This is a genomic window from Rothia terrae, from assembly GCF_014705925.2.
In the GTDB taxonomy this organism is placed as follows: domain Bacteria; phylum Actinomycetota; class Actinomycetes; order Actinomycetales; family Micrococcaceae; genus Rothia; species Rothia terrae.
On the sequence record NZ_CP061539.1, the window covers coordinates 387,490 to 410,585 of the forward strand.

Here is a 23,096-nt window from a genome sequence, read left to right on the forward strand (position 1 = left end):
TGTTATTTTCTGAAGCGGCTGGATGCTTTCATAAAGGCTTTTGCCGCAAAACGAGCACCGGCAGCGTGGGCACCTGTGGCGGTTTGAGGGTCAAAGCTCTCACTGGTTTCAAGGTGTGAGGAATCAATAGGTGCTGGCTCCGCTGAAGGTGCGGTATCGCCGGTGGCTGGGATGGCGTGGGTTGCCGTGTCCTGCCCATTTTTTGTAATTTCATCTTTCGCTGGGAATTCAGCAGGAAAATCACCTAGATTTTCATGCGCCTGTTTGATGATCTGCTGGGCGAATTCCTTGCGAGCTTTAGTAGTGGACGCGACGGCGCCACCGGCCCGCGCGATTTGTTCGCCGGCTTTCACCAGCACCGTGGTTTTAGGGTTGCGGGCGGCAAACACCCCAACCGCGCCAAAGACGTTCACCGAAGGGGCGCCTTTGCGCTCTTGAACATCGATAGTGGTGAGTAACTCGTTGATATCTGTACCGAGTATTTGTTGAGCGGCGTCCGTGCTGTCTGTAACGGACATGCCGTGTAGAAGAGCCAGGCCGTGAACGTAGGCTTTGACACTTTGCGCTGAGCCAACATGAGCAGCGGTATCGACTCCTTGACGCGCTGCAGCATCTGCCTGCGAAATTTTCTGACCGGCGTTGCCCAGGTGCGCCGCCGCGCGGGTTGCCATCGCAATTTTAGGGTTGCTGGTGAGGCGTCCTAAGGCACCCGGCGTCAACTCTTGCGCACTGGCACTGGCACCGCCGACCAGTACGAAGTCACGGATAAAGAGTTCACCGAGGCGCTGCGCAACTTGCGCGGGAGTTTCGGCGGGGTAGGACGCACGGAGCTTGCGGATGCGACGCTGCGCGAGGGACTCTCGTGACTGATCGGGAGGTGTCTGGCTCATGGTTTTAGTGTACCTAGTGCCTAAAGCGCAGTTGAACCCCTGTCTTGAGCCAAAACAGGGGTTCACTGCGCTTTAGGCAGGACGCTAGTTACTTTGCGTAACGCTCAGTCGCGTAACCGAGCAGCTGCGGTGCTAGACCGATGTAGGTGTGCGGGGTGAGCTCGCTCAGTCGCTTCTCAGCATCCTGTGAGAGACCCAGCTCAGCAACAAATTCCTTCAGACGAGCAGCGTCCACACGGTGGCCGCGGGTGAGTTCTTTCAGGCGCTCGTAGGGGTTTTCCATACCCTCAACGCCGGCGATTGCCTCGGCGCGCATGACCATCTGAATAGCCTCAGCAAGAACTTCCCAGTTCTGATCCAGGTCTTCAGCGATAACATCAGCCGCGATATCAAGACGCTCAAGACCCTTGATAACGTTTGAAATCGCCAGCACGGAGTGACCAAACGCTACACCGATGTTGCGCTGCGAGGACGAGTCGGTAAGGTCGCGCTGCCAACGTGACTGAATCAGGGTTGCACCCAAGGTGTTCAGCAGTGAGTTGGAGATCTCGAGGTTAGCCTCAGCGTTCTCAAAACGGATGGGGTTGACCTTGTGCGGCATGGTGGATGAGCCGGTTGCGCCAGCCACAGGAATCTGACGGAAGAAGCGGATGGAGATGTAGCTCCAAACATCGGTGCAGAGGTTGTGCAATACCTGGTTGAAGTGCGCGATGGATGAGTAGAGCTCTGCCTGCCAGTCGTGGTTTTCAATCTGGGTGGTCAGCGGGTTCCAATCCAAGCCCAAACCGGTCACAAATTCTTCTGAAACCTTCTGCCAGTCAGCGCCGGGCACTGAAACCATGTGAGCGGAGTAAGTACCGGTTGCACCGTTAATCTTGCCCAAGAACTCGGTGTTTTCAATGTGCTTAATCTGACGGTTCAAACGGTACGCGAAGACGGCCAGCTCCTTGCCCAGAGTTGAGGGGGTAGCAGGCTGACCGTGGGTGCGAGAAAGCATGGGAACCTCGCGTGCTTCTTCGGCAAGCTTCATAATCTGCTCAACCAAAGCGCGGGCCGCAGGCAACCAGACGTTGGTGACAGCGTCCTTAATACCCAGCGCGTAAGAGAGGTTGTTGATGTCTTCTGAGGTGCAGCCAAAGTGAACCAGGGGCTTGAGGTGAGCCAAACCCAGGCCTTCAAGGCGGTTACCAATGTAGTATTCAACAGCCTTCACATCGTGAACGGTAACGGCCTCAATCTCAGCCAGTTCTTTGATGGAATCTTCGTTGAAATCAGTGACGATGGCGCGCAAGCCAGCCTGCTGCTCATCGGTCAACGGCTTGAGACCGGGCAGAACCTCGTTGTTGCACAGGTAGATGAACCATTCAATTTCAACGTGGACGCGGTCGCGGTTGAGCGCTGCCTCTGAGAGGTAGTCGACGAGGGGAACAGTTGCTGACTTGTAGCGGCCGTCGAGAGCACCAAGTGCAATGTCGGCGGAGGCCAAAGAAATGCGGCCTGAGGGCAAAGTGTTGTTATCGCTGTGAGACATAGTTTCTATTGTGACATGAAGCGTCGTGCAAGCTCGCCCCCGAGCCTGTGGATAGCGAAAATCTGACACAAAAACCTGTGGATAAGGACGAAAAGAGGGAGCTTATCCACAGATTTAGCTGTTTCTCTTGGCTACGCGGATGCTTGGTTTTACGGTAAAGACATCGTTCGTTGTTGTATCTATATTTCGACCGAAAGAACCACACCATGTCTTTGCTTCACCTCGCCTTGCAGCACGCGGCCGCATCGGGAATGGGCTCATCTGCGGCATCCGGCGCGGCTGAGAAAGTTTGTGCCTTGGCGCAGGATGTGCGTGATTACGCCGAGTCTATCTGCGCCGATCTTCGCATCCAGTGCCTTGCCTTGCACCGGGCTGAAACTTCTATAGCGCACAGTACCCAGCCACAATGGCAGTCTCGCACGGCCGATCTTTACCTCAAAGCCGTGCAAAATCACTGGGCCGCAAACGCAGGATTTCAGCGTCGTCTTGAAAATACACAGGCTGAGGTGACCGCCACGGGCGCCGCAGTTGCCCAGCGACTTGAAGAGCTGGCGGCCATGATTGCAGCTGCGGGGCAGACAGTAGATGCAACCATTGGCGCTGTTGCCTCTAACAACCTCATCGAAGAAGTCGCCGACGTCTTTTTAGACGCCAGCGTCACCGCCGCACAAGGGGCACTAGATGACTTGATGGCGAGCCCGCTTATTCTCGCCGCCGAACGTATGGTGCGCTAGCGCACCGTGTAATGACAGATTTGTGAAGAAAGAACCACCGTGACGCTCACTAGCATCCGCATCGTGACAGAAGATTTAGAGCAGTGCTCCCGTTCCTTGGGGCAGGTCTGTTCTGAGTACGATAACGTCATTTTTTCCTTGGTCAGTATTGCCGCACGTTTTGCCCCGCTTGCTGCGGCAGATTCTTCAGGATGTGGCGCGCAGACTCTCGTGGATCTTGGGGAGATTGGTACGGCAATCGGTGCCGATGCGGCTGCGCTAACTGCTACTGCCCGTAGCGTGCGGTTTGCCAGTGATAATTATCAGCGTGCCGAAGAAGCCGCTAATCACCTGCTCAATAGCCTGTTCGGTCATCACCTTTCAACGGAAGAAACCACGTACGTACTTGACCGCACGTTGCTGAGCGAGCAAGAGTACATTAAGCGTCATATTGGGCAGTACTCGTATGTGGGGGCCTATGCCCTCTACGCGACGTCAGGACATTTATCTGAAGCTGGGCACCCTGAGATTGCGGGAATTGGCTATATAACAGCCGTGGCAATGTTTGGGTTCGGTTATTACCTAGATACCAAACTCAACGGTGGCGCCTTCGCTAATCGACGCCTGAAGAATAATCTCGAAACAATCTTTGGTCACGAAGTTGATGACCTTACTCAAACGACCGATGAGATTCTGCGTCAAGCTGGCGCCTATGGCACGCTCGATCACGCTCAAGCAGTAGATCCCAGCGTCCTCGGCAAAGAATACGAAACCGACCTCAACGACCCTGCCGTATTAGCCCGTAACCTGCAGCTCACCAGTAATGCCGCAGAGAATTTTGATACCTTCCAAGCAGAACACGGCGCTATAGAAATGTACTCGAGCATCGGTATTCAAAAAGTTGTCGATAGCGCCACCGGAGAAACTAAGGTCGTGGTGTACTTACCGGGCACTGATTTCGGTTCAGCACCTGTGAAAGGTGAGGTATTAGGAACCGAACAAACCATTCAACAAACCCAAATGGACACCGGAACCACCTACGAGGACGCTTTTGCCAGCACCCAACTCATTGAGCAGGCACTGCGTCAGGCAGGGATTGATCCGGGAACATCGCTCATGATGGTGGGGCATAGCCAGGGTGCAATGGCTGCTTTCAACGCCGCATCCAGTCCTTTTCTCAGCCAAAAATATAAGGTGCAACAGGTCTACGGTTTTGGCGGCCCAACCGGCAGCATGCATAGGGCACCCGGTACAACCTACACAGAAATTCGTCAGGTCGATGACTCCGTTCCTATTCTGCAGGGCAACAGCGCCGAACATGAAAATGGCACTGATGACCGCATGATCTACGTTGACTCGATAGAAGAAACCACCTTTAACCCCGTGGAAGCTCACGACATGAGTCAGTACATCGCGGCGGTTGAAAACCCCGATAGTTCGCTGGTTGCCGGACGGATGCAGGATGCGCGACCTTTTCTTACCGGCGCGGCAGCGTCGTCAGCGTCCTCACTGACCGCCGGTAGCACGATGCCGGTGCACTCCACGCCAGAAAGCATTCGTAACCGTCGAGTAGAGGTGGGTCTATCGGTTGCAGACCAATCCGTTCAGTACGGTGCTGATTCAGCGGTGAATTTTCATGCCGATGAAATAAAAGCAGATGCCAAAGAGAAAATGGAAGGTACCTCGTCAGCATACGCAAACCCTCACCAGGAACCTGCCGTCTCTCTGGACTCAGGCATTGAAAAGCTCAAAGATTTTCAAGGAAAGGTTGATAAAACAAGCGGTATCGTAGGAGAAGTTTCTACTGGGTTTGACCTTATCACTGAAGATAACGACGGGCTTGAGGACGCCGCGCCTGAAACTCAGCAGGTGCTCAAGGCATACAACGTTCAAGAAACCCTGCGGTTTACCGGCGATAAAGTATCTGAAGAGATTGCCGATAGCCTGCCTAAGCCACGAGTGGATGCGGGGGCACCTATCGCTATGAATTGCGATGTTCCGGCCGACTCGTGGTGGGCAGCGTGGAATACTCCGACGCGCCCCCCAACCCCCGCACCAGCGTCATAAATGTTGCGCACAACACTCTTGAAAGACTTACAATCAAAGTTATGACTCAGAATCCACATTCACCTGCCCCTCAGCCGCGCCCTGTCTTCAGCCAGCTTCCGGCATATTCTGCTGGCAAGCCCGCCGCTAAGGTAGAGGGCCTCGAACAGTACAAACTTTCTTCCAACGAAAACCCGTTCGGACCTGTAGCTTCTGTTGCCGAGGTTCTCTCTAGCTTTGACCAGGTGCACCGTTACCCCGACCCTCTCTCTACCGAGCTTCGCACCAAGCTTTCAGAGCAGTTAGGTGTAGATGCCGAAGATATCGTGACAGGTGCCGGTAGCTTGGGCGCCCTTCAGCAGATGATGGCAACCTTTGCTGGTGGCAACCCCGACGGCACTCAGGACGAGGTCATTTACGCGTGGCGCTCCTTTGAGGCATACCCCATTGTGGTAGGTCTGGCGGGCGCTAAGAGCGTGCAGATTCCTAACCTGGCAGATGGTTCACACGACTTGGATGCGATGGCGGCGGCTATTACCGACCGCACCCGCGTCATTCTGCTGTGCACCCCCAACAATCCCACCGGCCCCGCTCTCACCGAAGACCAGGTGCGCAAATTCTTGGTGAAGGTGCCCAAGAACGTCGTTGTTGTTATTGACGAGGCATACTTTGAATTCTGCGCTGTCTCACCCCTTGATGCGAACGAGCAGCCCCCCGTTAACGGCCTGGATGTTTACCCTGACTACAACAACGTGGTTATTCTGCGCACCTTCTCTAAGGCACAGGGGCTGGCAGGCCTGCGCGTTGGCTACTCAATCTCGCATCCCGAGCTCACTCAGCACCTGCGCGTAGGCGCTACCCCCTTTGCGGTTAGCCGCCTTGCAGAGCGAGCAGCAATTGCGTCCATCGATCACAGTGACGAGGTTATGAACCGCGTTGAGCATCTGGTGGAAGAGCGAGAAAAAATGGTGAAACGTTTGAAGGAACTAGGCTATGACGTTCCTAAAACGCGAGCGAACTTTGTGTGGCTACCGCTGGGGGAGCGCACCCCTGAATTCAGTGCACTCGCCGATGCGAATGCCCTGAGCGTTCGTGCTTTCGGCACCGAGGGCGTGCGCGTGAGCGTTGGCGAAGACGAAGCTAACGCGCGATTGCTTCAAGTCTGCGAAGAATTTATCTCAGCGAACTAGAAGCTAGCTGTAGCACTTTCGCCCCGGCAAGGAGCCCATTCTATGGTGTGGGTAACCTCGCCGGGGCGGATATCGCTATTTTTGAAAAGATAGGCTAATTTTTTTAAAAGAGAAACATCTGCAAAAGCGCCAGTACTCCCGCGAACGCACCTGTCGTAGCGCGTCACCGCGTCTTTTGCGTCTATAAAATTTATATCTATACGGAGGGTTTATGCCCGAGCAACAAACAACCGTTGAGGTGCCATCTAACCCGTGGGGAATCCCCGCTCGGTTACAGCTTCTCAACGAAGAAGCACAGCTTCAGCACGATGATAAGTTCAGCCCTTACGTAGAAGATATAGATCGTGAAACTCTGCAACAGGTGTACCGCACCATGATGCTCACCCGCCGTTTTGACGATGAAGCAACAGCACTTCAGCGTCAGGGACAGCTTGCCCTGTGGGCACCGTGCAAGGGTCAGGAAGCTGCGCAGGTGGGTTCTGCATTTGCTACTCGCCCCGAAGACTTTATTTTTCCTTCATACCGCGAACACGGTGTTGCCATTAGCCGCGGTATCGATCCCGGCGAACTGCTGGCGCTGTTCCGCGGTGTTAATACCTGCGGCTGGAAGCCCCAAGACTATAACTTTCAGGCTTACACGCTGGTGCTCGCGGCGCAGGTTCCGCATGCAACCGGCTATGCTATGGGCTTGAACTTCGACGCTGATTTCGGTGATGAACGCGATCCGAACAGCGATGAAAAACCCGCCGTGCTGGCGTACTTCGGCGATGGCTCATCCACCGAAGGCGAAGTTCACGAGTCAATGGTGTTTGCCGCATCCTATAACGCACCGGTGCTCTTCTTTGTTCAGAACAACCAATGGGCTATCTCTGCGCCGTTCTCTACACAGTCTCGCGTGCCTATCGCTACCCGCGCAGCCGGCTACGGTTTTGAAGGCCTGCGAGTGGACGGCAACGACATCTTGGCCGTTGTAGCAGCAACTCGCTACGCCCTAGAGAAAATTCGTGCGGGCGAAGGCCCCGTGCTGATTGAAGCAGAAACCTACCGTCTAGGTGCTCACACCACGGCGGATGATCCCACCAAGTACCGCACCAACGAGGAACTTGAGAGCCGCACTCTTCACGAGCCCATCGGACGCCTGGAAAAGTATCTGCGTGCGCAAGGCACACCGGATTCTTTCTTCGAAGAACTCATGGCAGAGGTCAAAGAATACGGCGCATCCGTTCGCAACAGTGCTCTTAACCTGCAGAACCCCCGTTTTGAAGATTTCTTTGAGCGCGTATACGCGTCGGCGCATCCGCTGGTTCAAGAAGAAGCGCAGTGGTTCCAGGAATACCAAGAAGGCTTTGAGGAGCAGAACTAATGACAACTGAAATGAATGAAGCTCCCGCCGTTGAAACCCTGACGATGGCTAAAGCTATCAATCGCGCGCTTCGCGATGCCATGAGCGAGAGCAACAAGGTTGTGCTGATGGGTGAGGACATCGGCAAGCTCGGCGGCGTCTTTCGCGTGACCGAGGGGCTGAGCGCTGAATTTGGTGAAAAGCGCGTGATGGACTCACCTTTAGGTGAGGCCGGTATTATCGGCACCTCCATCGGTCTTGCGATGAAGGGTTACCGTCCTGTACCTGAAATTCAGTTCGACGGTTTTGTTTTTCCCGCCTTCAACCAGATCACCTCGCAGCTGTCTAAAATGCACGGACGCACGGGTAAGAATTTTGAAGTGCCCGTGACCATTCGTATTCCCTTTGGCGGCGTGATTGGCTCTGTTGAGCACCACTCCGAGTCACCCGAGGCTCTCTTTGCCCATACTCCGGGTTTGCGCGTTGTAACCGCGTCCTCACCGCACGACGCCTACTGGGGCTTGCGTAAAAGCATTGAGTCACCCGACCCCGTCATCTTCTTCGAACCCAAGCGTCGCTACTGGATGAAGGGCGCCGTCAACTTTGGGTACACCAACTTTGATCCCTTTACCGCTGAAGTGGTGCGCGCGGGTAAAGACCTCACCATCGCCACCTACGGAGCACTGGTGCCGGTAGCTTTGGCCGCTGCGCAGGCTGCTCAAGAAGGTGGCTACAGCGTAGAAGTTATCGACCTTCGATCTATCTCACCGCTAGATGTTGAGACCGTGGCTGAATCCGTGAACAAGACAGGACGCCTGGTCATCGCCCACGAGGCACCCACCTTCGGCGGCATGGGCGGCGAACTTTCTGCCAGCATCACCGAGCGCTGCTTCTACTCCCTCGAAGCTCCGGTGCTCCGCGTGGGTGGCTTCCATATGCCGTACCCCGTTGCCAAGGTCGAAGAAGAATATGTGCCGGGCATTGACCGTATTCTCGAAGCCATCGAACGTTCATTCACCTACTAAAGAGGTAAGAGAAAAGATGTCACAAATTTTTGAGCTACCCGATGTCGGTGAAGGCCTCACCGAAGCCGATATTCTCTCGTGGAAAGTTGCTGAGGGTGACAGCGTTGAGGTCAACGATGTCATTGTAGAAATCGAAACCGCAAAGTCAGTGGTCGAGCTACCTTCCCCGTATTCAGGAACCGTAGAATCACTGCTGGTGGCAGAGGGCGAAACCGTAGAAACCGGCACCCCCATCATCGCGATTTCCGGTGGCGATGAGAGCGGCGATGACCACAAGCAGCGGACGCGCGTTCCATCTGAGGCAGCAGAAGACGAAGCTGAACCTGATGATGAGCCCGCACCGCAAGCACTCGTTGGCTCAGGGCCTAAAGCTGACTCCGTCAAGCGTCGCGCGCGCAAGCGTCCCGCGCCTGCGCCGCGTCCTGCACCGCAAGAACCTGAACGCGCCCCTCAGCCTGCGCAACCGGGCGAGAAGAAGGGCCTGCTCAAGGGCAGTCTGCCCAACTGGCAAGAACTGCAGGGCCGTGCCACCAAGTTAGTTGAAGAAGGACGCGAAGCTATCCGTCGGATGCCCGCCAACGGTCGCAACGAGGTAGCGGGGGAGCCTACCGGTTCGATTCCGCACCGCCCCACTCTCGCAAAACCTCCTGTGCGCAAAGCGGCACAGGATTTGGGTGTTGATCTTGCCGACGTAAAACCGACTGGCGATAACGGGCAGGTCACCAAGCAAGACCTGATGAACTACGTGGCTCATATTGCTGAGTCCACCGCGCACAGCGAAGATGGCGATTTCTGGAACGCTGAGAGCATCGGCGATGACCGCATCGAGCGTATCAAGGTAAAGGGCGTGCGTAAGGCGACTGCCCGCGCTATGTCGCAGTCAGCGTTTACCGCACCGCACGTCTCAATCTTTGTTGATGTTGATGCCACCCGCACCATGGAGTTCGTCAAGCGTCTCAAGAAGTCACCCAAGTACGAAGGCGTGAAAGTCACTCCGCTACTGATTCTTGCAAAGGCAGTCATCTACGCGGCTGCCCGAAACCCGCAGGTTAACGCTACGTGGACTGACTCAGAGATTCTGATTAAGCACTACATGAACCTGGGTATCGCGGCTGCAACACCGCGCGGCTTGCTGGTGCCTAACATCAAGAACGCTCAGGATCTTACATTGCGCGAGCTTGCGGTAGCGCTCAACGATCTGACGGCCACTGCACGCGAAGGCAAGACTCAACCCTCCGATATGTCTGGCGGCACATTCACCATTACCAACATCGGTGTGCTGGGTATCGATACCGGTACCCCGATCTTGAACCCCGGTGAGGTCGGCATTCTGGCGTTCGGCACCATCAAACAGAAGCCCTGGGTTGTTGATGGTGAAGTTATCCCACGCTGGGTGACCACTCTGGGTGGTTCGTTTGACCACCGTGCTGTAGACGGCGATCTGTCGGCGCGCTTCATGGCGGATGTCGCGGCGATTCTCGAAGAGCCCGCTTTACTGTTGGATATGTAACGACCCTTCCACAACGTGTTGCCGATGCGTCCCTATCTGCCTCTTGAACAAGAGCGCAGGTAAGGGCGCCTTTTATTTTTCTAGAATTCTCTTTCTCCACGAAAAGGAGAGCCTTTCAGTGGGGCATAAGCGCACTGCACTTGTCTTTCCGGCTCCTCCCCGGTGAGAGCAAAAGGTGAGTAGAAACTTGACGGGTAGCTATGCGGCGCGCGAAAAAGAGCCTGAGGCTTTCTATGCGGCATCGTGACAGCATTTAGATATAAAAAATGAAGGCTCTCATCATGAGAGCCTTCATTTGAAGATAAAGGTGCAATCCGCAATGTGCACGAAACTTCCCCAAGCTCGTAGCACTCTTTGGCGAAATTTCGCACAAAGGTTGCGGTTGCAAATATCTTACGTTCAAGAGCTACGGTTCTAGATCCGTCCCCCAACATCACTAGAACAACACAAAGAGTCCCCCGACTCGTGTTCCCTTGAACTCTTACTATTGTGCCTTAGTCGAAAATAAAAGTATGTCCCCATACCTGTTTACACGGGGTTAAATACCACCCTTTAGAGGTTGAATAATGGCTTTGACTAGGGTTTTCTTTGTGGGTCACTCTGAAAAAAGTTTTTCTTAGAAACGATCGATATTTCCCGTATTCCGGTCAATTTCAATAGCAATCGGGTTCTCTTCATCGACACCACCATCATAGACAACCATAACGGCAATAGGATCGGACTGCGGGAAGGCTCGAATCGTCACTGTTCCGCCTGTTGCCACGGAGAGAACTTCTAGGGCACTTTCGGTGAGCGGCTGAATAATGTACTCCGGTAGCTTGCTGCCTAACTCGTCCAAAATATCGACGCGTGTGCCGCGGCTTCGAGCTTCCCACGTAGCTTTAAGAATGTCTTTATTGACAATGTGGCGTCCACGAATGGTGTCGCGCAACTGCGCCTCGGTCAGCCTGAACTGGTTGGTCTCTTCGGCAGTCACGGGAGTTGGGTCATAGGCTATGCGCTTGAGCATATCGACGGTGAGGGCGCGTACCTCTTCAACGCGCTGGGATGCGACGTTACCCAGGCCCTCTTCTTCTTCGTGGCCGTGATGCGCGGTTTTTAGTAGCTGTGCAGATTCTTCTGCCTGTTGAAAGGCGGAGTCTGAAAGACCGTTCATGGTGTGCGCGGTAGCAAGCACGATGGCGGGAACCAGGAATAGCGTTAGAAAGTCCGTGAGAGGACGCGAGAATGGCTGATACCAGTGCGAAATCTGCAAAAGCATGAAGAGGAAGACCATCCACCCCGCGATAGAGCGTTTGCGGAAGATAAGAGCCAGACAGATCGCCTGGATAGGCAGAGCCACCATGAGAGCGCTACCGTGCGGGAGAGAGTGGGGCAGTACTTCCAGCGTGGTCTCGAGGTTGTACATGGACAGTAGCGCGATGATGGGAACGTAAATCTCGGGTAGGCGCGGTTTACTGGGTTCTGCAAAGGCGAGGAGAAAAGCTAGCGAGAAACTGGTGAATGACCAGAATGAAAAAGCGCCGATATGGGTTATCAACGGATGCGAGTATGACCAGATGACGGTGGTGATGAGTACGGTGAGGATGTAGGCAATAATCGCTGATTTGAAGTATTTGCTATGAACAAAGTCAAAATTTACGTTCACGGTTATTCTTCTCCCGGCCACTGCACGGTAACTTTGGTTCCTCTGCCGGGAGCCGATTCAATGCGTACTTCGCCGCCTGCTTCTTTCATAGAGTGCATCATTGATACACGGACGCCCATGCGGCGGATGTCGATGTCTTTCATCTGAAAGCCTGCACCGCGGTCGGTGACGGTGCAGATAATAAATGATCGCGGTTCTGCGGAGCGGCTTTCGCGGAAAGGACGGCGGTACTCGGTGAGCAGGTTGATGTGGGTGGTGCGGGTGCCTGAGTGGCGGGCGCTGTTGGAGACAGCCTCGGTGACGGCGTGCACGAAGGCTCGTGCCGCTGGCGAGGGGATTACTGATTCAGCGTCTGCCGGCGGGTATGCCTGGCGCGCTTCAATATCGCTGAAGCGTAAACGGCTGTTCCACGGCGAAACACCTTCCGCTACCTGCTCCGTTAGTCCTTGGAAGGTCAGCGGTAGCTCAAACTGTGTTTTCGCGCTTTCCTCATCGAGCACGCCAAGTGCGCGCTCGGCAAGCCGCTTGGTACGTTCCGCTAGCGGACCTTGCTGGCGGGACGCGTCCAACAAAGTTGCCATCACGTTATCGTGCACGAGCTTATCGAACTCTTGAAGCTGGTTCGAAAGATCGCGCGTGCGGTACATACGAAGCTGGGCGCCGAGAGTCTCGTTGTAGAGGGTGTCAGCGTCGTGCGCGGAGTCGATAATGAGCCCGATAAAGCCTGCTAAGAGTACGCAGGAGCCGATAAGGTAGCCGAGGTAGAGACTCATGAGATCGCCCTGCAACGGTGTATCTGTGAGAAGGTGAGCCACTATCAAAGAGGCGGTATACAGCCCCGCGAAACCTACAATGTGCAATACCAGCCCCACAGCGCTGTACAGCGTCAGGGGAGTGAGCATGCCGTACAGCGCCAGCGCCCAAATCCAAGAATACGGAGATTCCCCGGGCGAAAGTGCTAGTGGCCACAAAAGATAGGCGGCGGTAGTCAAGATGGATGCCGGTCGCATCAAACTGGGCGAAAAGCTTTTACGCAACCCGTAAAACATTAAAAGGGTTGCATGAACCACCATTACAAGCCCCACCACGTTGAACCACGCGGCATAACCACCCGATGTTGCCGCCATCTGTACGACAATAACCAGGGCTAAAACCGCATACAGAACTTCAATGCGACAAAAAAGCTCAAAGGTAATCGGACCAATAAAATTCTTACGATTACCTCGCTGAGAATTCAGAGATCGCGCTAAGTCCTTAGTGACATCTGTATGAGTAGTCAATTCTTCTCTCGTGGGGGAACGGCGCTATGCGGCTACCTCAATAATTAGAGGTAGCGCTCAGCGCTTTTGACGTCTTCCATGGTGTCTACGAGACCGTCTTCGATAGCACGGATGCGCAGATCAATCTTGGTGGGCGCGGGGCGTCCAACGCGTGCATATTTTTCGCGGATGCGGTCGATGTTGGTCTTTACCGCGGACTGCTTGATGCCCATGCGGCGGGCAACCTGTACCTGTGCAAAGCCTGATGCGTAAAGACGCAGAGTTTCCTGCTCACGAGGAGAAAGGTTCGCCTTGGAGAACTCCGGGTCTGAATCGATAGCAGCTGCTAGTTCTTTGGTGACAACAGCCTTGCCGTCGGCAATGTTTCGAGCCTCGTGAAGAGCGTGCTCAAGCGGTTCTGACTTGCGGACAAGGCCGAGTGCGCCCTGCTTGAGAGCCTCGCGAATGAGTGCGGGGTTTTCACCGATGCTGAAAATAAGAACCTTAATGCCGGCTTGCTGAAGCAGTTCAACGTTTTCACCGGGGCGTGAGCGATCCTGAAGGGAAAGGTCGAGCAGGACGACATCGCACTCGCGCTTGACTTTTCCGAGGTCTGCCACAGCGGGGTCACGGGGGTTGCGTCCGAGGGCAATCAGCAAATCAAGGACGGTGGGTGCGGCGGCAACGAGCTCAACGTCGTCTCGCTGAAGAGCTACAGCGCGAAGTCCTTCGCGAACTACTTCGTGATCATCAACAATTGCGACTTTAGTGACTGTCATATCTCTTTCCCCTTGGTGTTATGCGTACCGTTCATACGCGGTGTTAGCGAATTGGTGGGGCGATGAAAACACCATCTATGGAGGTACCGATGCACTGTTATGTGCCCCCAAATCGGTCGCAAATAATGTTCTCACTGCCTACAGGGCATCTATATTCTATCGTTATAGCCCACAAAGTAGACCAAAAAGTTTACACAAAAAGCATAATTTTTGGGCTGTTTGAATAGATTTTTATCATATTTGGTTTTGAAATAAGCGTGCTGAGTAATAAGGACCTTTTAGTGATAAACAGAATTTTCTTTAGAAAGTTTTTGCCCGTAGCTTTTGCCCATAAGTGAGCCCAATAACACGCCGCCGAGTGCTGCGAGAATAATAGCTAAAAGACCTAAAACGTTGTTGCTCACCGACGCATCTGCCAACCGCATCCACGAGAAAAAGGGCTCGGACGGCAGCAAATTTTTCCAGAGGAAGCTGACCATAGTAGAGAGCGCACTGGCAAGAATGAACCAGAGAAAGACCGCTAATCCCTGTTTGGGAGCAACAAAGCGGGCAAGCCTGGCCGCTGTATAGCCACCGAGGCCGAAAGCGCAGGCCCAGAGCGCAAGAAGCACACCGAAATTAATCCAGTGCGTGGGGGCGGAAGCCGCGTCCTGCGTAAGGGCGCGTTCTATGGCAACAGGTACAGAAATGGCATGATCTAACCCCGCACCACGGATGATGAGCTGATACATCCAGAGAATACCCTGCAGCGCTGTAGCGGACGCGAGGAAACCCAGAAAACCGGGCCACAACTGCATCCTGGCAAACCGTGAAGGCACCCTGGGCGCCTGCGACTGGAAGGCCGGTGAACGTGTCTCAACGGGGGCCTCACGTTCTTCAGAAGCCTTTCTGCCCCGTTTTTTCTCCCGTCGAGAGGCAACCGGTTGCTCTTCGTGGGCAGCTTGAACTGATGCTGGAGTTGCCGGACGCGGTGCACGCATCGGACGCTCGGCGCTGATGGATGCTAAGTGCTCAGTAGAAGATTCCTGCTGAGAAGAAAATTCGGTAGATTCCTGCGGCTGATAACTGAGGACCTTCGTGGCCTCGTCATCATCTGCCAAGATATCGTCCCAAATATCTGCATCGCTTGATGAACGCGGTGAACGGGGCATAGGCATCCTATTCTTCTTGCGCTAGTGCCTCAGCGCTGAACTGGTGAGGGGCGGCGGGGCGGTCATCGGCGGTAACAGTTTTAATGACGCGGGCGGGGTTGCCAACTGCTACCGAGTGCGCCGGAATATCCTTGGTGACCACAGAACCGGCACCAATCACACAGTTATCACCGACGGTGACGCCCGGGCAGAAAATCACTCCGCCACCTGCCCACACATTATTGCCAATGGTGATGGGCTGACCGCCTTCCCACAGCGCCTGACGGTCCTCAGGGTTGAGCGGGTGAGTGGGCGTTAAAAACTGAACGTTAGGCCCTGCCATAAAGAAATCACCGATGCGCACCTCAGCGACGTCCAAAATCATGGCGCCGTAGTTGAAGAAACAGTGATCGCCAATAAAGGTGTTGACGCCGTAATCAAAGTTGAGCGGCGGGCGGAACGTCACATCCTCGCCCACTGCGCCAAGCAAGCCGGTGAGAGTTTTCTTCATACCTTCTTTATCGCGCTCGCGGTACTGCTGGGTGTACACCTGAATCAGATCTTCACCGCGGCGGGTCATCGCAGAACAGTACTTATCGGGGCGGTATGCCTTGCCGGAAACCATTTTGTTAAAGGTTACCGAAGGCTTGTTGCGGTCAACATTCTCTACCATTTGTACCTACTTTCCCCACACCAGCAGCGCGATAACAATCAAAAAACCAAAAGCAGCAACCGCGAGACCAGCGATCATAAAACGCTTAATAATCTCCCGCATCAGCTCGCTAAACTCTTCGGGTGTGATGTCCCGCGATTTCTTTTTAGCCATAAGACTTAGTATGTCAGCAATACGTCCCGCACAACACCTCTCGAGACGCCTGCCTGGGGGAAGAAAACAAAGCACACATACCTCTCACGCTCGCTGAGACTATGGCACAATCAAAGACATGCATTCAGCGCAAGACAATACTTCACCTCAGTACCCCCTCTCGACGCGTCCCTGGATTCAGAATTACCACCCGGGCGTAGAACGCGATATTCAACTGCCCGAGACCTCACTCAGCCACCTCATGGAACACGCTGTGCGAAGCGCCCCCGACCGCATCGCCCTCGATTTCTTTGGCGCAACCACCACTTACGGTCAGCTCGGCGACCAGATTCGCCGCGTGGCAGAAGGCCTTCGCCAAGCCGGAGTTCAAGCCGGCGACCGCGTCGCTATCGTCCTTCCCAACTGCCCGCAACACGTTGTCGCTTTTTACGCAGCTTTTAGGCTCGGCGCAGTGGTCGTTGAGCACAACCCGCTGTATACAGCGGCAGAGCTCCGCCATATGTTCGAAGACCACGGCGCTAAAGTCGCTATCGTCTGGGACAAAGCGCTCGCTAACGTGCTTGATTTACCCTTCGACGTGCGTCCTTCTACTGTGGTTTCTGTCAACCTCATCGAAGCCATGCCGTTGGTGATGCGCACGGCGCTGAAGATGCCCGTCAAGAGCATGAAAGAGTCACGCGAAAAACTTGAAGGACGCGTGGCATCCCGCGGTGCCATTAGCTGGAAGAGCCTGCTGAAAAATCAGCCTATCGATGCCGGCCACCACCGCCCGACGGCTCATGATATTGCGATTTTGCAGTACACCTCAGGCACTACTGGAAAGCCCAAGGGTGTTATGCTCACTCACCGCAACTTGGAGTCTAACGCTCGAATGGGTAAGGCGTGGATTCAGCCCAAGGGCAACGACATTATTTACGGTGTTCTGCCGCTCTTTCACGCGTACGGTTTGACGCTGGGGCTGACTATTTCTGTGCTTATTCAAGCCAAGTTGGTGCTCTTTCCCACCGTGGATATCGATTTGATTCTCAAGGCGATGAAGAAGAACACCCCCACCATTTTGCCTGCAGTGCCTCCGGTCTACCGTCGACTCCTTGATACCGCTAAGGAGCGCGGCCAGCTACACCTGCTCAAAGGCGTGGACTACGCCGTATCGGGTGCAATGAACCTTCCGCCGGAACTCGTTGCTGAATGGGAAGAGCAAAGCGGTGGCTACCTGGTTGAAGGCTACGGGCTGACCGAGTGCGGCCCCTTGGTGAGCTGCAACCCGCTGAGTACCAACCGTAAGGCGGGCTCCATCGGCTTACCGTTCCCCTCAACCGACTTGCGCATCGTTAACCCCGAGACGCTGGAGGACATTGAGCTTGGCGAAGAAGGTGAGTTGCTCGTCAAAGGTCCTCAGCGTTTCAAGGGTTACTGGAAGCTAGAGGAAGAAACGCACAGCACCCTCATCGACGGTGGCTGGTTGCGTACCGGCGATATCGTCACTATGGACGAGGGCGGATTCCTTTACGTTGTTGACCGCATTAAAGAAGTCATTATTACAGGCGGTTTCAACGTTTCGCCCACCGAGGTTGAGACAGCGCTGAAACAGCACGACTCTGTGTCCGATGCTGCCGTTGTTGGTTTAGCGAATCCTCGCGGCGGCGAGGACGTCGTTGCGGCTATCATTCCGACTCCCGGCCACGCGCTTGATGAGCAGGCTTTGAAGGATCACATGTACAGCAAGGTCACTCGTTATAAAGTGCCCCGCCGCTACATCGCTGTTGATGATCTACCCCGCACCATGCTGGGCAAGACGCAGCGTCGTCAGGTGCGTGAAATGTTACAAGAGAAGAGCAAATAAGTTCTCTGTGTCTAGCTAAAAGTTGCGTGTGGATGCTGGGCTGCAGCCCGGTATCCGCACGCAACTTGTGTATAAGGGGGGTTCACAGCTCAGTATCAACCGCTATCAGTTTGTATTGGCGTCATCCGTTAGTGTTACAAAGTGTTACGAGGTGACGCCATGTTGCTGAAAAAGAGTTTAAGTTTTCCTCAAAAATCGTGAAAGCCCAGTGCTCATGTTGTAATTGAAGAACGCACAAAAATACTGCGTCAGCCACGAAAAAATCAGTGTCATCTGCATGAAAACGTGGTCGCATTTTCACACTTCTTACAACAGAAAGATTCATAGCCGTGAAGAAATTTGTTGCCACTTTGGCTCTCGTACCGCTCGCATTCGGTCTGACAGCCTGCGGCTCATCAGATTCAGCAGAAACCGTTAAGATCGGCGTTGTCGGTTCTGACGAGGTTAACGACAAGCTCGTTGAGGTCGCTAAGAACGAGGGCATTAACATCGAGCTCGTTGAGTTCTCCGACTACAACCAGCCCAACCCCGCTCTCAAAGACGGCGAAGTAGACCTGAACTGGTTCCAGCACATCGCATATCTGTCAAACTACAACGTAGAAGCTGATGACAACCTGCAGATTGTTGGCCCCACCGTTATCTACCCGATGGCACTGTTCTCCAAGCAGCATGACTCCGTAGAGTCAATTCCTCAGGGTGGCGAAATCGCAATACCTAACGACACCGTGAACGAAGCTCGCGCACTGCAGCTGCTGAAGGCAAACGGCCTCATCGAATTCAAGACTGAAAAAGACACCCCCACCGTTGACGACGTCGATACCGACAAGTCAAAGGTGAAGGTTACCCCGGTTGACGCAACCCAGACCGTGATCTCCATGGAGTCAGTAGACGGCTCAGTCATCAACAATGACTTCATCAAGGACGCTGGTCTGAACCCCAACGACGCTTTGGCTCAGGACGACCCCGCTAACGCATCCGCTCGCCCCTACGTCAACCTCTTCGTCTCACGCTCCGGTGATGAAGACAACGAAACCTACAAGAAGATCGTTGAGCTTTACCACACCCAGGAAGTTCAGGACGTTGTCAAGGACGTCACCGGTGGCACCGCAGTTGAGGTAAACACCGACGTTTCAGAGTTGCGCGATACCCAAAAGCAGCTCGAAGAATCAAAGAAGAACTCCTAATTCTTTCAACTACGCAATGATGCGGTAGCCGGAAAACACAGCCTTCATACCAGTTTCTGACATGGCGAAAGACTGACCGGCTACCGCCTTTTGCTGTCATTGGCTTACGCGCTGAGATACAGGTAAGCTAGCGCGGGTACGCCCGCTATGAGACCCCAACACATGTGAAGGTAATAAATGAGCCAAGTACCTCAGACCGCTTCTCGCGGCGCAACCGAAATGGTTGAGCTCAAAAACGTCACTAAAGAATTTAAGGTCGGAAAAAACCTGGTCACGGCCGTCAACGACGTATCGCTGACCATCAATCGCGGTGAAATTTTTGCGATTATCGGCTACTCGGGCGCAGGCAAGTCAACCCTTGTACGTCTTATCAACGGTTTGGAAGAAACTACCAGCGGCAACCTGATTGTTGATGGTTTTGAAGTCTCCGGCAAGCGCGAATCTCAGTTGCGCGAGGCTCGCACTAACATCGGTATGATCTTTCAGCAGTTCAACCTGATGAACTCTCGCACAGTAGCTGCCAACGTCGAATTCCCGCTGAAGGTAGCTGGCTGGGATAAGGCAAAGCGCAAGGCACGCGTCGCTGAGATGCTGCAGTTCGTTGGTCTTGCTGATAAAGCTAAGAATTACCCTGATCAGCTTTCCGGCGGTCAGAAGCAACGCGTTGGTATTGCACGCGCGCTGGCAACTTCACCCACCCTTTTGCTGGCTGATGAGTCAACCTCAGCGCTTGACCCCGAAACCACTCAAGAGGTCCTTGAGCTTCTCAAGCGCGTCAACAACGAACTCGGCATCACTATCGTGGTCATTACGCACGAGATGGACGTTGTCTCATCGATTGCCGACCGCGTTGCCGTTATGGAGAAGGGCCGTGTAGTCGAACTCGGTAACGTCTACGACGTCTTCTCAGCCCCGCAAACCGCAACAGCTCAGCGCTTTGTTGCTACCACGGTCAAGACCTCACCTACCGGTGAAGAAGCAAATGATCTCAAGCAGCGTCATAAGGGCTACCTCATCAACGTTGAAATCACCGAGGGCAACGATCGACTCGGTCAGGTGCTCTCTCGACTCAACGAGCGACGCGTCCGCTTCAACATCGTCCAAGGCGGCCTTGAAACTCTGCAAGGTAAAACATATGGCACCCTCACCCTTGAACTCATCGGCGACATCATCAACATCGATGCTGTTGTCGCTGAACTCCAAACCGTAACCCGAGTACAGGTGGTTCGTTAATGTCACTCTCAGACGTCAACTGGGATACCTTCATTCCCAATAAGCTGATTCCGGCGTTGCAAGAAACCCTGTTCATGGTTTCAATGACCATGCTCATCGCGGGTCTGATCGGCTTGGTGCTCGGCGCTTTGCTGTACACCACGCGTCAGGGCAATATTCTTGCTAACCGTCCCATCAACATTGTTCTGAATTTCTTGGTGAACGTTGTTCGCCCCATTCCGTTCATCATTTTGCTGGCGGCTCTGGGGCCGGTAACCTCTGCTGTGGTCGGTACCCGTTTGGGCACTAACGCCGCGATTTTTGCGATGTGTGTTGGTGCTGTCTTTGCCATTGCTCGCATCGTTGAGCAGAACATGGTATCGATTGACCCGGGTGTTGTAGAAGCTGCCCGCGCAATGGGCGCGTCTAAGTCACGCATCCTCTTCAACGTCATGATCCCCGAGGCTCTTGGCCCACTGATTCTGGGTTACACCTTCTTGGTGATTGGCGTTGTCGATATGTCTGCAATGGCGGGCTACATCGGCGGTGGCGGCTTGGGTAAGCTCGCGCTTGTCGATGGCTACCAGCGCTTCAACGACATGATTACCTGGACTGTTGTGGCAGTCATTATTGTGCTGGTGCAGCTGGTTCAGCTCATCGGTAACCTGCTGGCACGCAAGGTCATGCGCCGATAAAAAACACCTCTTACACAAAGTGACCACGTAACCATCAAAATACTGCCGAAAAGCAGCGGATTTTGACGGTTACGTGATCACTTTGTTATTAACGAGGTCTTAGCTAGCGTCGTTTGCCGGTAATCCAGTCTGAATCGTAGAAATCATCGCCGCTTCTTTTTCGCAAATCCTTTTCAAGCATCTGCTCGGCGTAGTCGGTAGGACGCATGATGCGCTCATCATCGTCGTGTTTTGAATACGCGGCAAGAGCAATCAGGCCATACATGAGCGCCGCCACCAACAGACCGAAGAAGCCGAATTCGGCGAAGAAAATGCTCCACGCACGCTGGTGTAGCTCATCCAGGTGAGTTACAAACTGGGGAACCACCGCAAAGCTTGCCACCATACACAGCACTGAGATGATGACGATTGTGTGGGGTAGCCAGAACCAGCGCGCCTTCTTGTTCCTGGTAGGCGGTGAAGAACCTGGCACACGTAACCACGCGAACAAGCGTCGTCGAACAGCAACCAGCCCAAAGAGACCTAGCCCCGCTACAACGACGCTTGCCCCCGCCAACAACGGTAGCTGAGAGGCAGCGAGCGCGAGGGTGAGCAGTATTCCAACCAGAACCAGGGTGAAACTGAGCCCCGTTGCCATGCGGACGCGGGCACGCACCAGGTTCTCATCGTGTACTACAAAGTTGGGGTGCGGTTCTGGCTCTTGCCAGAAAGGTCTGAAGAACTCGCGGTCTTCGTCGCTCAAATCTTCATAGCGCAACCCGTACTTAGTTGCCGGGCGTGGGTTGGCGTTGGCATCTTTATCAGAGCTCATGTTTCACCTCCTTGTGAAAAATAAAAGCGTAGCCTAGTGCTACTTGTTAGCTTCGGACTTTTCCAACCACTCATCAATCTGAGCCTGGAAGTCGGGGTCGTTGAACGCACTGAAGATACCGTTACCTTGCGCACCGGTCTCGCCGTGCCCCACGTAAATCATGGTCTGAGTTCCAGCACCCTGCGCAGCGCGTGCACCGGCTTTGGAATCTTCAACGGTGAGCGCGTACTGAGGATCTCCGCCCAGGCGTCGTACCGCTTCAAGGTACATATCGGGGGAGGGCTTGGGGTTTTTTACGTCATCTGCCGAAACCCAGGTGGTGAGGTACTGATCGAAACCGAAGGTCTGCATCTTCTGAGTCAGGAGTTCACCCGATGAGTTAGAAGCAACTGCCACCGGAATGATGCGCGATAGCTTAGCAATAGTTTCGAGTGAACCTTCGACAGGGTCAATATCGCGCTTGAGCATTTCTGATTCGACCTCAAACACGTGGTCAATCACGCTCTTTTCATGAGCTTTTTTCTCTTCGGCGCTGGCACCTTCGGGCTGAGAAAATTCAGCGAGGGTTTTGGCGAAGTCAATCGCTGCTGAGCCGACGAGAGCGTCCTCAGTTTCTGCGTCAAAGGTGACGTTATAGTGAGCGCACAGCTCATCTTGTACTTCTTGCCATTTGGATTCTGAGTCAAGGAGAACACCGTCGCAATCAAAGACTGCGCAGGTGGGGTACCAGTCAGAGGGAGTAGAAAGCTCAAACATAGTCTCTATTGTTTCATGTTTACGCGAGGAGAATAGAGGTATAGGTTACGCTCTGCGCTGTATGCGGTGGATATAACTTAAATGCGATAATGCTTGTATGCCTCAATTCCACGAGAAAACTCACGTATTTATTCGTCACGGTCAAACCAACTGGAATCTCGAACATCGTTTTCAGGGACAGTCTGATATTCCTTTGAATGCTACGGGACGGGAGCAGGCTGCTGAGGCTGCCGCTCACTTGAGTGATTTTGCGCTGATGCGGGCACAGAGCGAGCCTGATTTTGCGTGGGATGCTGTTCTCACCTCGCCGTTATCGCGGGCAGCTGAGACCGGGCAGATTATTGCTGAGTCTCTTGAGCTTCCTGTCATCGGTACTCATGATGGTTTGATGGAGCGCTTCTTTGGCGAGGCTGAAGGGCAGGTGGTAACGCCCGAGAACTGGCAACACATGGATGAAAATTTTGCTGACATTGAGCCGATGGACGCCTTCGTGCAACGAAACCTTGAGGCTCTGCGTCAGGTTCTTGAGCAACATGGCGACAAGAACCTGATTATCGTCACCCACGGCATGTGGATTGCCAAAACAATGAGTTCGCTGGTGGGTGAGGTCTTCGAGGTTCCCGCGAACGCCAGCGTCACTGAGCTCACCGCAGAATCTAAAAAACAGCTATTGAACGGTCAATAAGCCACGCGCGTAGAAGGAAAG

Annotated in this window: 21 protein-coding genes; 11 read left to right on the plus strand and 10 right to left on the minus strand. The window is 54.1% G+C overall.

Going from position 1 to position 23,096, the window contains the following annotated elements; translation table 11 throughout:
- Window positions 1–2 precede the first annotated feature (2 nt).
- The gene (locus IDM49_RS01890; protein WP_168614655.1) at window positions 3–890 is read right to left on the minus strand and encodes a hypothetical protein; all 888 of its coding nucleotides are present in this window, start codon (window positions 888–890) and stop codon (window positions 3–5) included.
- Window positions 891–978: 88 nt separating this feature from the next.
- A complete protein-coding gene (gene purB / locus IDM49_RS01895; RefSeq protein WP_190724831.1) occupies window positions 979–2,421 on the minus strand; it encodes an adenylosuccinate lyase in 1,443 nt (480 codons plus the stop codon).
- Between the two features lie 206 nt (window positions 2,422–2,627).
- Here purB and IDM49_RS01900 point away from each other — a divergent pair, with 206 nt between their 5' ends.
- From IDM49_RS01900 to IDM49_RS01925, 6 genes are all read left to right on the plus strand, one after another.
- Window positions 2,628–3,155, plus strand: a complete 528-nt coding sequence (locus IDM49_RS01900; protein ID WP_190724832.1) for a hypothetical protein — start codon at window positions 2,628–2,630, stop codon at window positions 3,153–3,155.
- 39 nt (window positions 3,156–3,194) lie between these two features.
- On the plus strand, window positions 3,195–5,201 hold the full coding sequence (locus tag IDM49_RS01905; protein WP_190724833.1) for a hypothetical protein: 2,007 nt from the start codon (window positions 3,195–3,197) through the stop codon (window positions 5,199–5,201).
- Between the two features lie 41 nt (window positions 5,202–5,242).
- On the plus strand, window positions 5,243–6,370 hold the full coding sequence (locus tag IDM49_RS01910) for a histidinol-phosphate transaminase (protein WP_168614651.1): 1,128 nt from the start codon (window positions 5,243–5,245) through the stop codon (window positions 6,368–6,370).
- A gap of 211 nt (window positions 6,371–6,581) precedes the next feature.
- Complete coding sequence (locus tag IDM49_RS01915; protein WP_190724834.1) at window positions 6,582–7,733, plus strand: thiamine pyrophosphate-dependent dehydrogenase E1 component subunit alpha; 1,152 nt, start codon at window positions 6,582–6,584, stop codon at window positions 7,731–7,733.
- Window positions 7,734–7,744: 11 nt separating this feature from the next.
- Window positions 7,745–8,737 carry an alpha-ketoacid dehydrogenase subunit beta gene (locus IDM49_RS01920; RefSeq protein ID WP_190725385.1) on the plus strand — a complete coding sequence of 331 codons (993 nt, stop codon included), beginning with the start codon at window positions 7,745–7,747 and terminating at the stop codon, window positions 8,735–8,737.
- Between the two features lie 16 nt (window positions 8,738–8,753).
- Window positions 8,754–10,247: a dihydrolipoamide acetyltransferase family protein gene (locus tag IDM49_RS01925; RefSeq protein WP_190724835.1), complete on the plus strand. Its 1,494-nt coding sequence runs from the start codon at window positions 8,754–8,756 to the stop codon at window positions 10,245–10,247.
- 616 nt (window positions 10,248–10,863) lie between these two features.
- Here IDM49_RS01925 and IDM49_RS01930 read toward each other — a convergent pair.
- From IDM49_RS01930 to IDM49_RS01955, 6 genes are all read right to left on the minus strand, one after another.
- Window positions 10,864–11,895 (minus strand): hypothetical protein, encoded by a 1,032-nt coding sequence (locus IDM49_RS01930; RefSeq protein ID WP_190724836.1) that lies wholly within the window; start codon window positions 11,893–11,895, stop codon window positions 10,864–10,866.
- 2 nt (window positions 11,896–11,897) lie between these two features.
- Entirely contained in the window at window positions 11,898–13,175 is a 1,278-nt protein-coding gene (locus tag IDM49_RS01935; protein ID WP_190724837.1) for a sensor histidine kinase, read from the minus strand.
- A 44-nt stretch (window positions 13,176–13,219) separates the two neighbouring features.
- A complete protein-coding gene (locus IDM49_RS01940; RefSeq protein ID WP_190724838.1) occupies window positions 13,220–13,933 on the minus strand; it encodes a response regulator transcription factor in 714 nt (237 codons plus the stop codon).
- A 278-nt stretch (window positions 13,934–14,211) separates the two neighbouring features.
- On the minus strand, window positions 14,212–15,084 hold the full coding sequence (locus IDM49_RS01945) for a hypothetical protein (protein ID WP_190724839.1): 873 nt from the start codon (window positions 15,082–15,084) through the stop codon (window positions 14,212–14,214).
- A gap of 7 nt (window positions 15,085–15,091) precedes the next feature.
- Window positions 15,092–15,736, minus strand: coding sequence for a sugar O-acetyltransferase (locus IDM49_RS01950; protein WP_322745986.1), 645 nt, complete (start codon window positions 15,734–15,736; stop codon window positions 15,092–15,094).
- Between the two features lie 6 nt (window positions 15,737–15,742).
- Window positions 15,743–15,889, minus strand: a complete 147-nt coding sequence (locus IDM49_RS01955) for a hypothetical protein (protein ID WP_168614644.1) — start codon at window positions 15,887–15,889, stop codon at window positions 15,743–15,745.
- A gap of 118 nt (window positions 15,890–16,007) precedes the next feature.
- Between IDM49_RS01955 and IDM49_RS01960 the strand changes: the two genes are divergently transcribed.
- The 4 genes from IDM49_RS01960 to IDM49_RS01975 all read left to right on the plus strand — a co-directional run bounded on the left by IDM49_RS01960 (window position 16,008) and on the right by IDM49_RS01975 (window position 20,823).
- Window positions 16,008–17,732, plus strand: a complete 1,725-nt coding sequence (locus IDM49_RS01960) for a long-chain-fatty-acid--CoA ligase (RefSeq protein ID WP_190724840.1) — start codon at window positions 16,008–16,010, stop codon at window positions 17,730–17,732.
- 329 nt (window positions 17,733–18,061) lie between these two features.
- Window positions 18,062–18,916, plus strand: coding sequence for a MetQ/NlpA family ABC transporter substrate-binding protein (locus tag IDM49_RS01965; protein WP_168614642.1), 855 nt, complete (start codon window positions 18,062–18,064; stop codon window positions 18,914–18,916).
- Window positions 18,917–19,093: 177 nt separating this feature from the next.
- Window positions 19,094–20,149 (plus strand): methionine ABC transporter ATP-binding protein, encoded by a 1,056-nt coding sequence (locus IDM49_RS01970; protein ID WP_228008148.1) that lies wholly within the window; start codon window positions 19,094–19,096, stop codon window positions 20,147–20,149.
- Complete coding sequence (locus IDM49_RS01975; RefSeq protein WP_190724841.1) at window positions 20,149–20,823, plus strand: methionine ABC transporter permease; 675 nt, start codon at window positions 20,149–20,151, stop codon at window positions 20,821–20,823. Before IDM49_RS01970 ends, IDM49_RS01975 begins: the two co-directional genes overlap by 1 nt.
- A 103-nt stretch (window positions 20,824–20,926) precedes the next feature.
- On the opposite strand, the gene IDM49_RS01980 is transcribed toward IDM49_RS01975, so the two are convergent.
- Together IDM49_RS01980 and IDM49_RS01985 are read right to left on the minus strand one after the other, a co-directional pair.
- Entirely contained in the window at window positions 20,927–21,634 is a 708-nt protein-coding gene (locus tag IDM49_RS01980) for a hypothetical protein (RefSeq protein ID WP_190724842.1), read from the minus strand.
- 39 nt (window positions 21,635–21,673) lie between these two features.
- Window positions 21,674–22,390: an HAD family hydrolase gene (locus IDM49_RS01985; protein ID WP_190724843.1), complete on the minus strand. Its 717-nt coding sequence runs from the start codon at window positions 22,388–22,390 to the stop codon at window positions 21,674–21,676.
- Between the two features lie 97 nt (window positions 22,391–22,487).
- Between IDM49_RS01985 and IDM49_RS01990 the strand changes: the two genes are divergently transcribed.
- Complete coding sequence (locus IDM49_RS01990) at window positions 22,488–23,075, plus strand: histidine phosphatase family protein (RefSeq protein ID WP_168614638.1); 588 nt, start codon at window positions 22,488–22,490, stop codon at window positions 23,073–23,075.
- Window positions 23,076–23,096 lie beyond the last annotated feature (21 nt).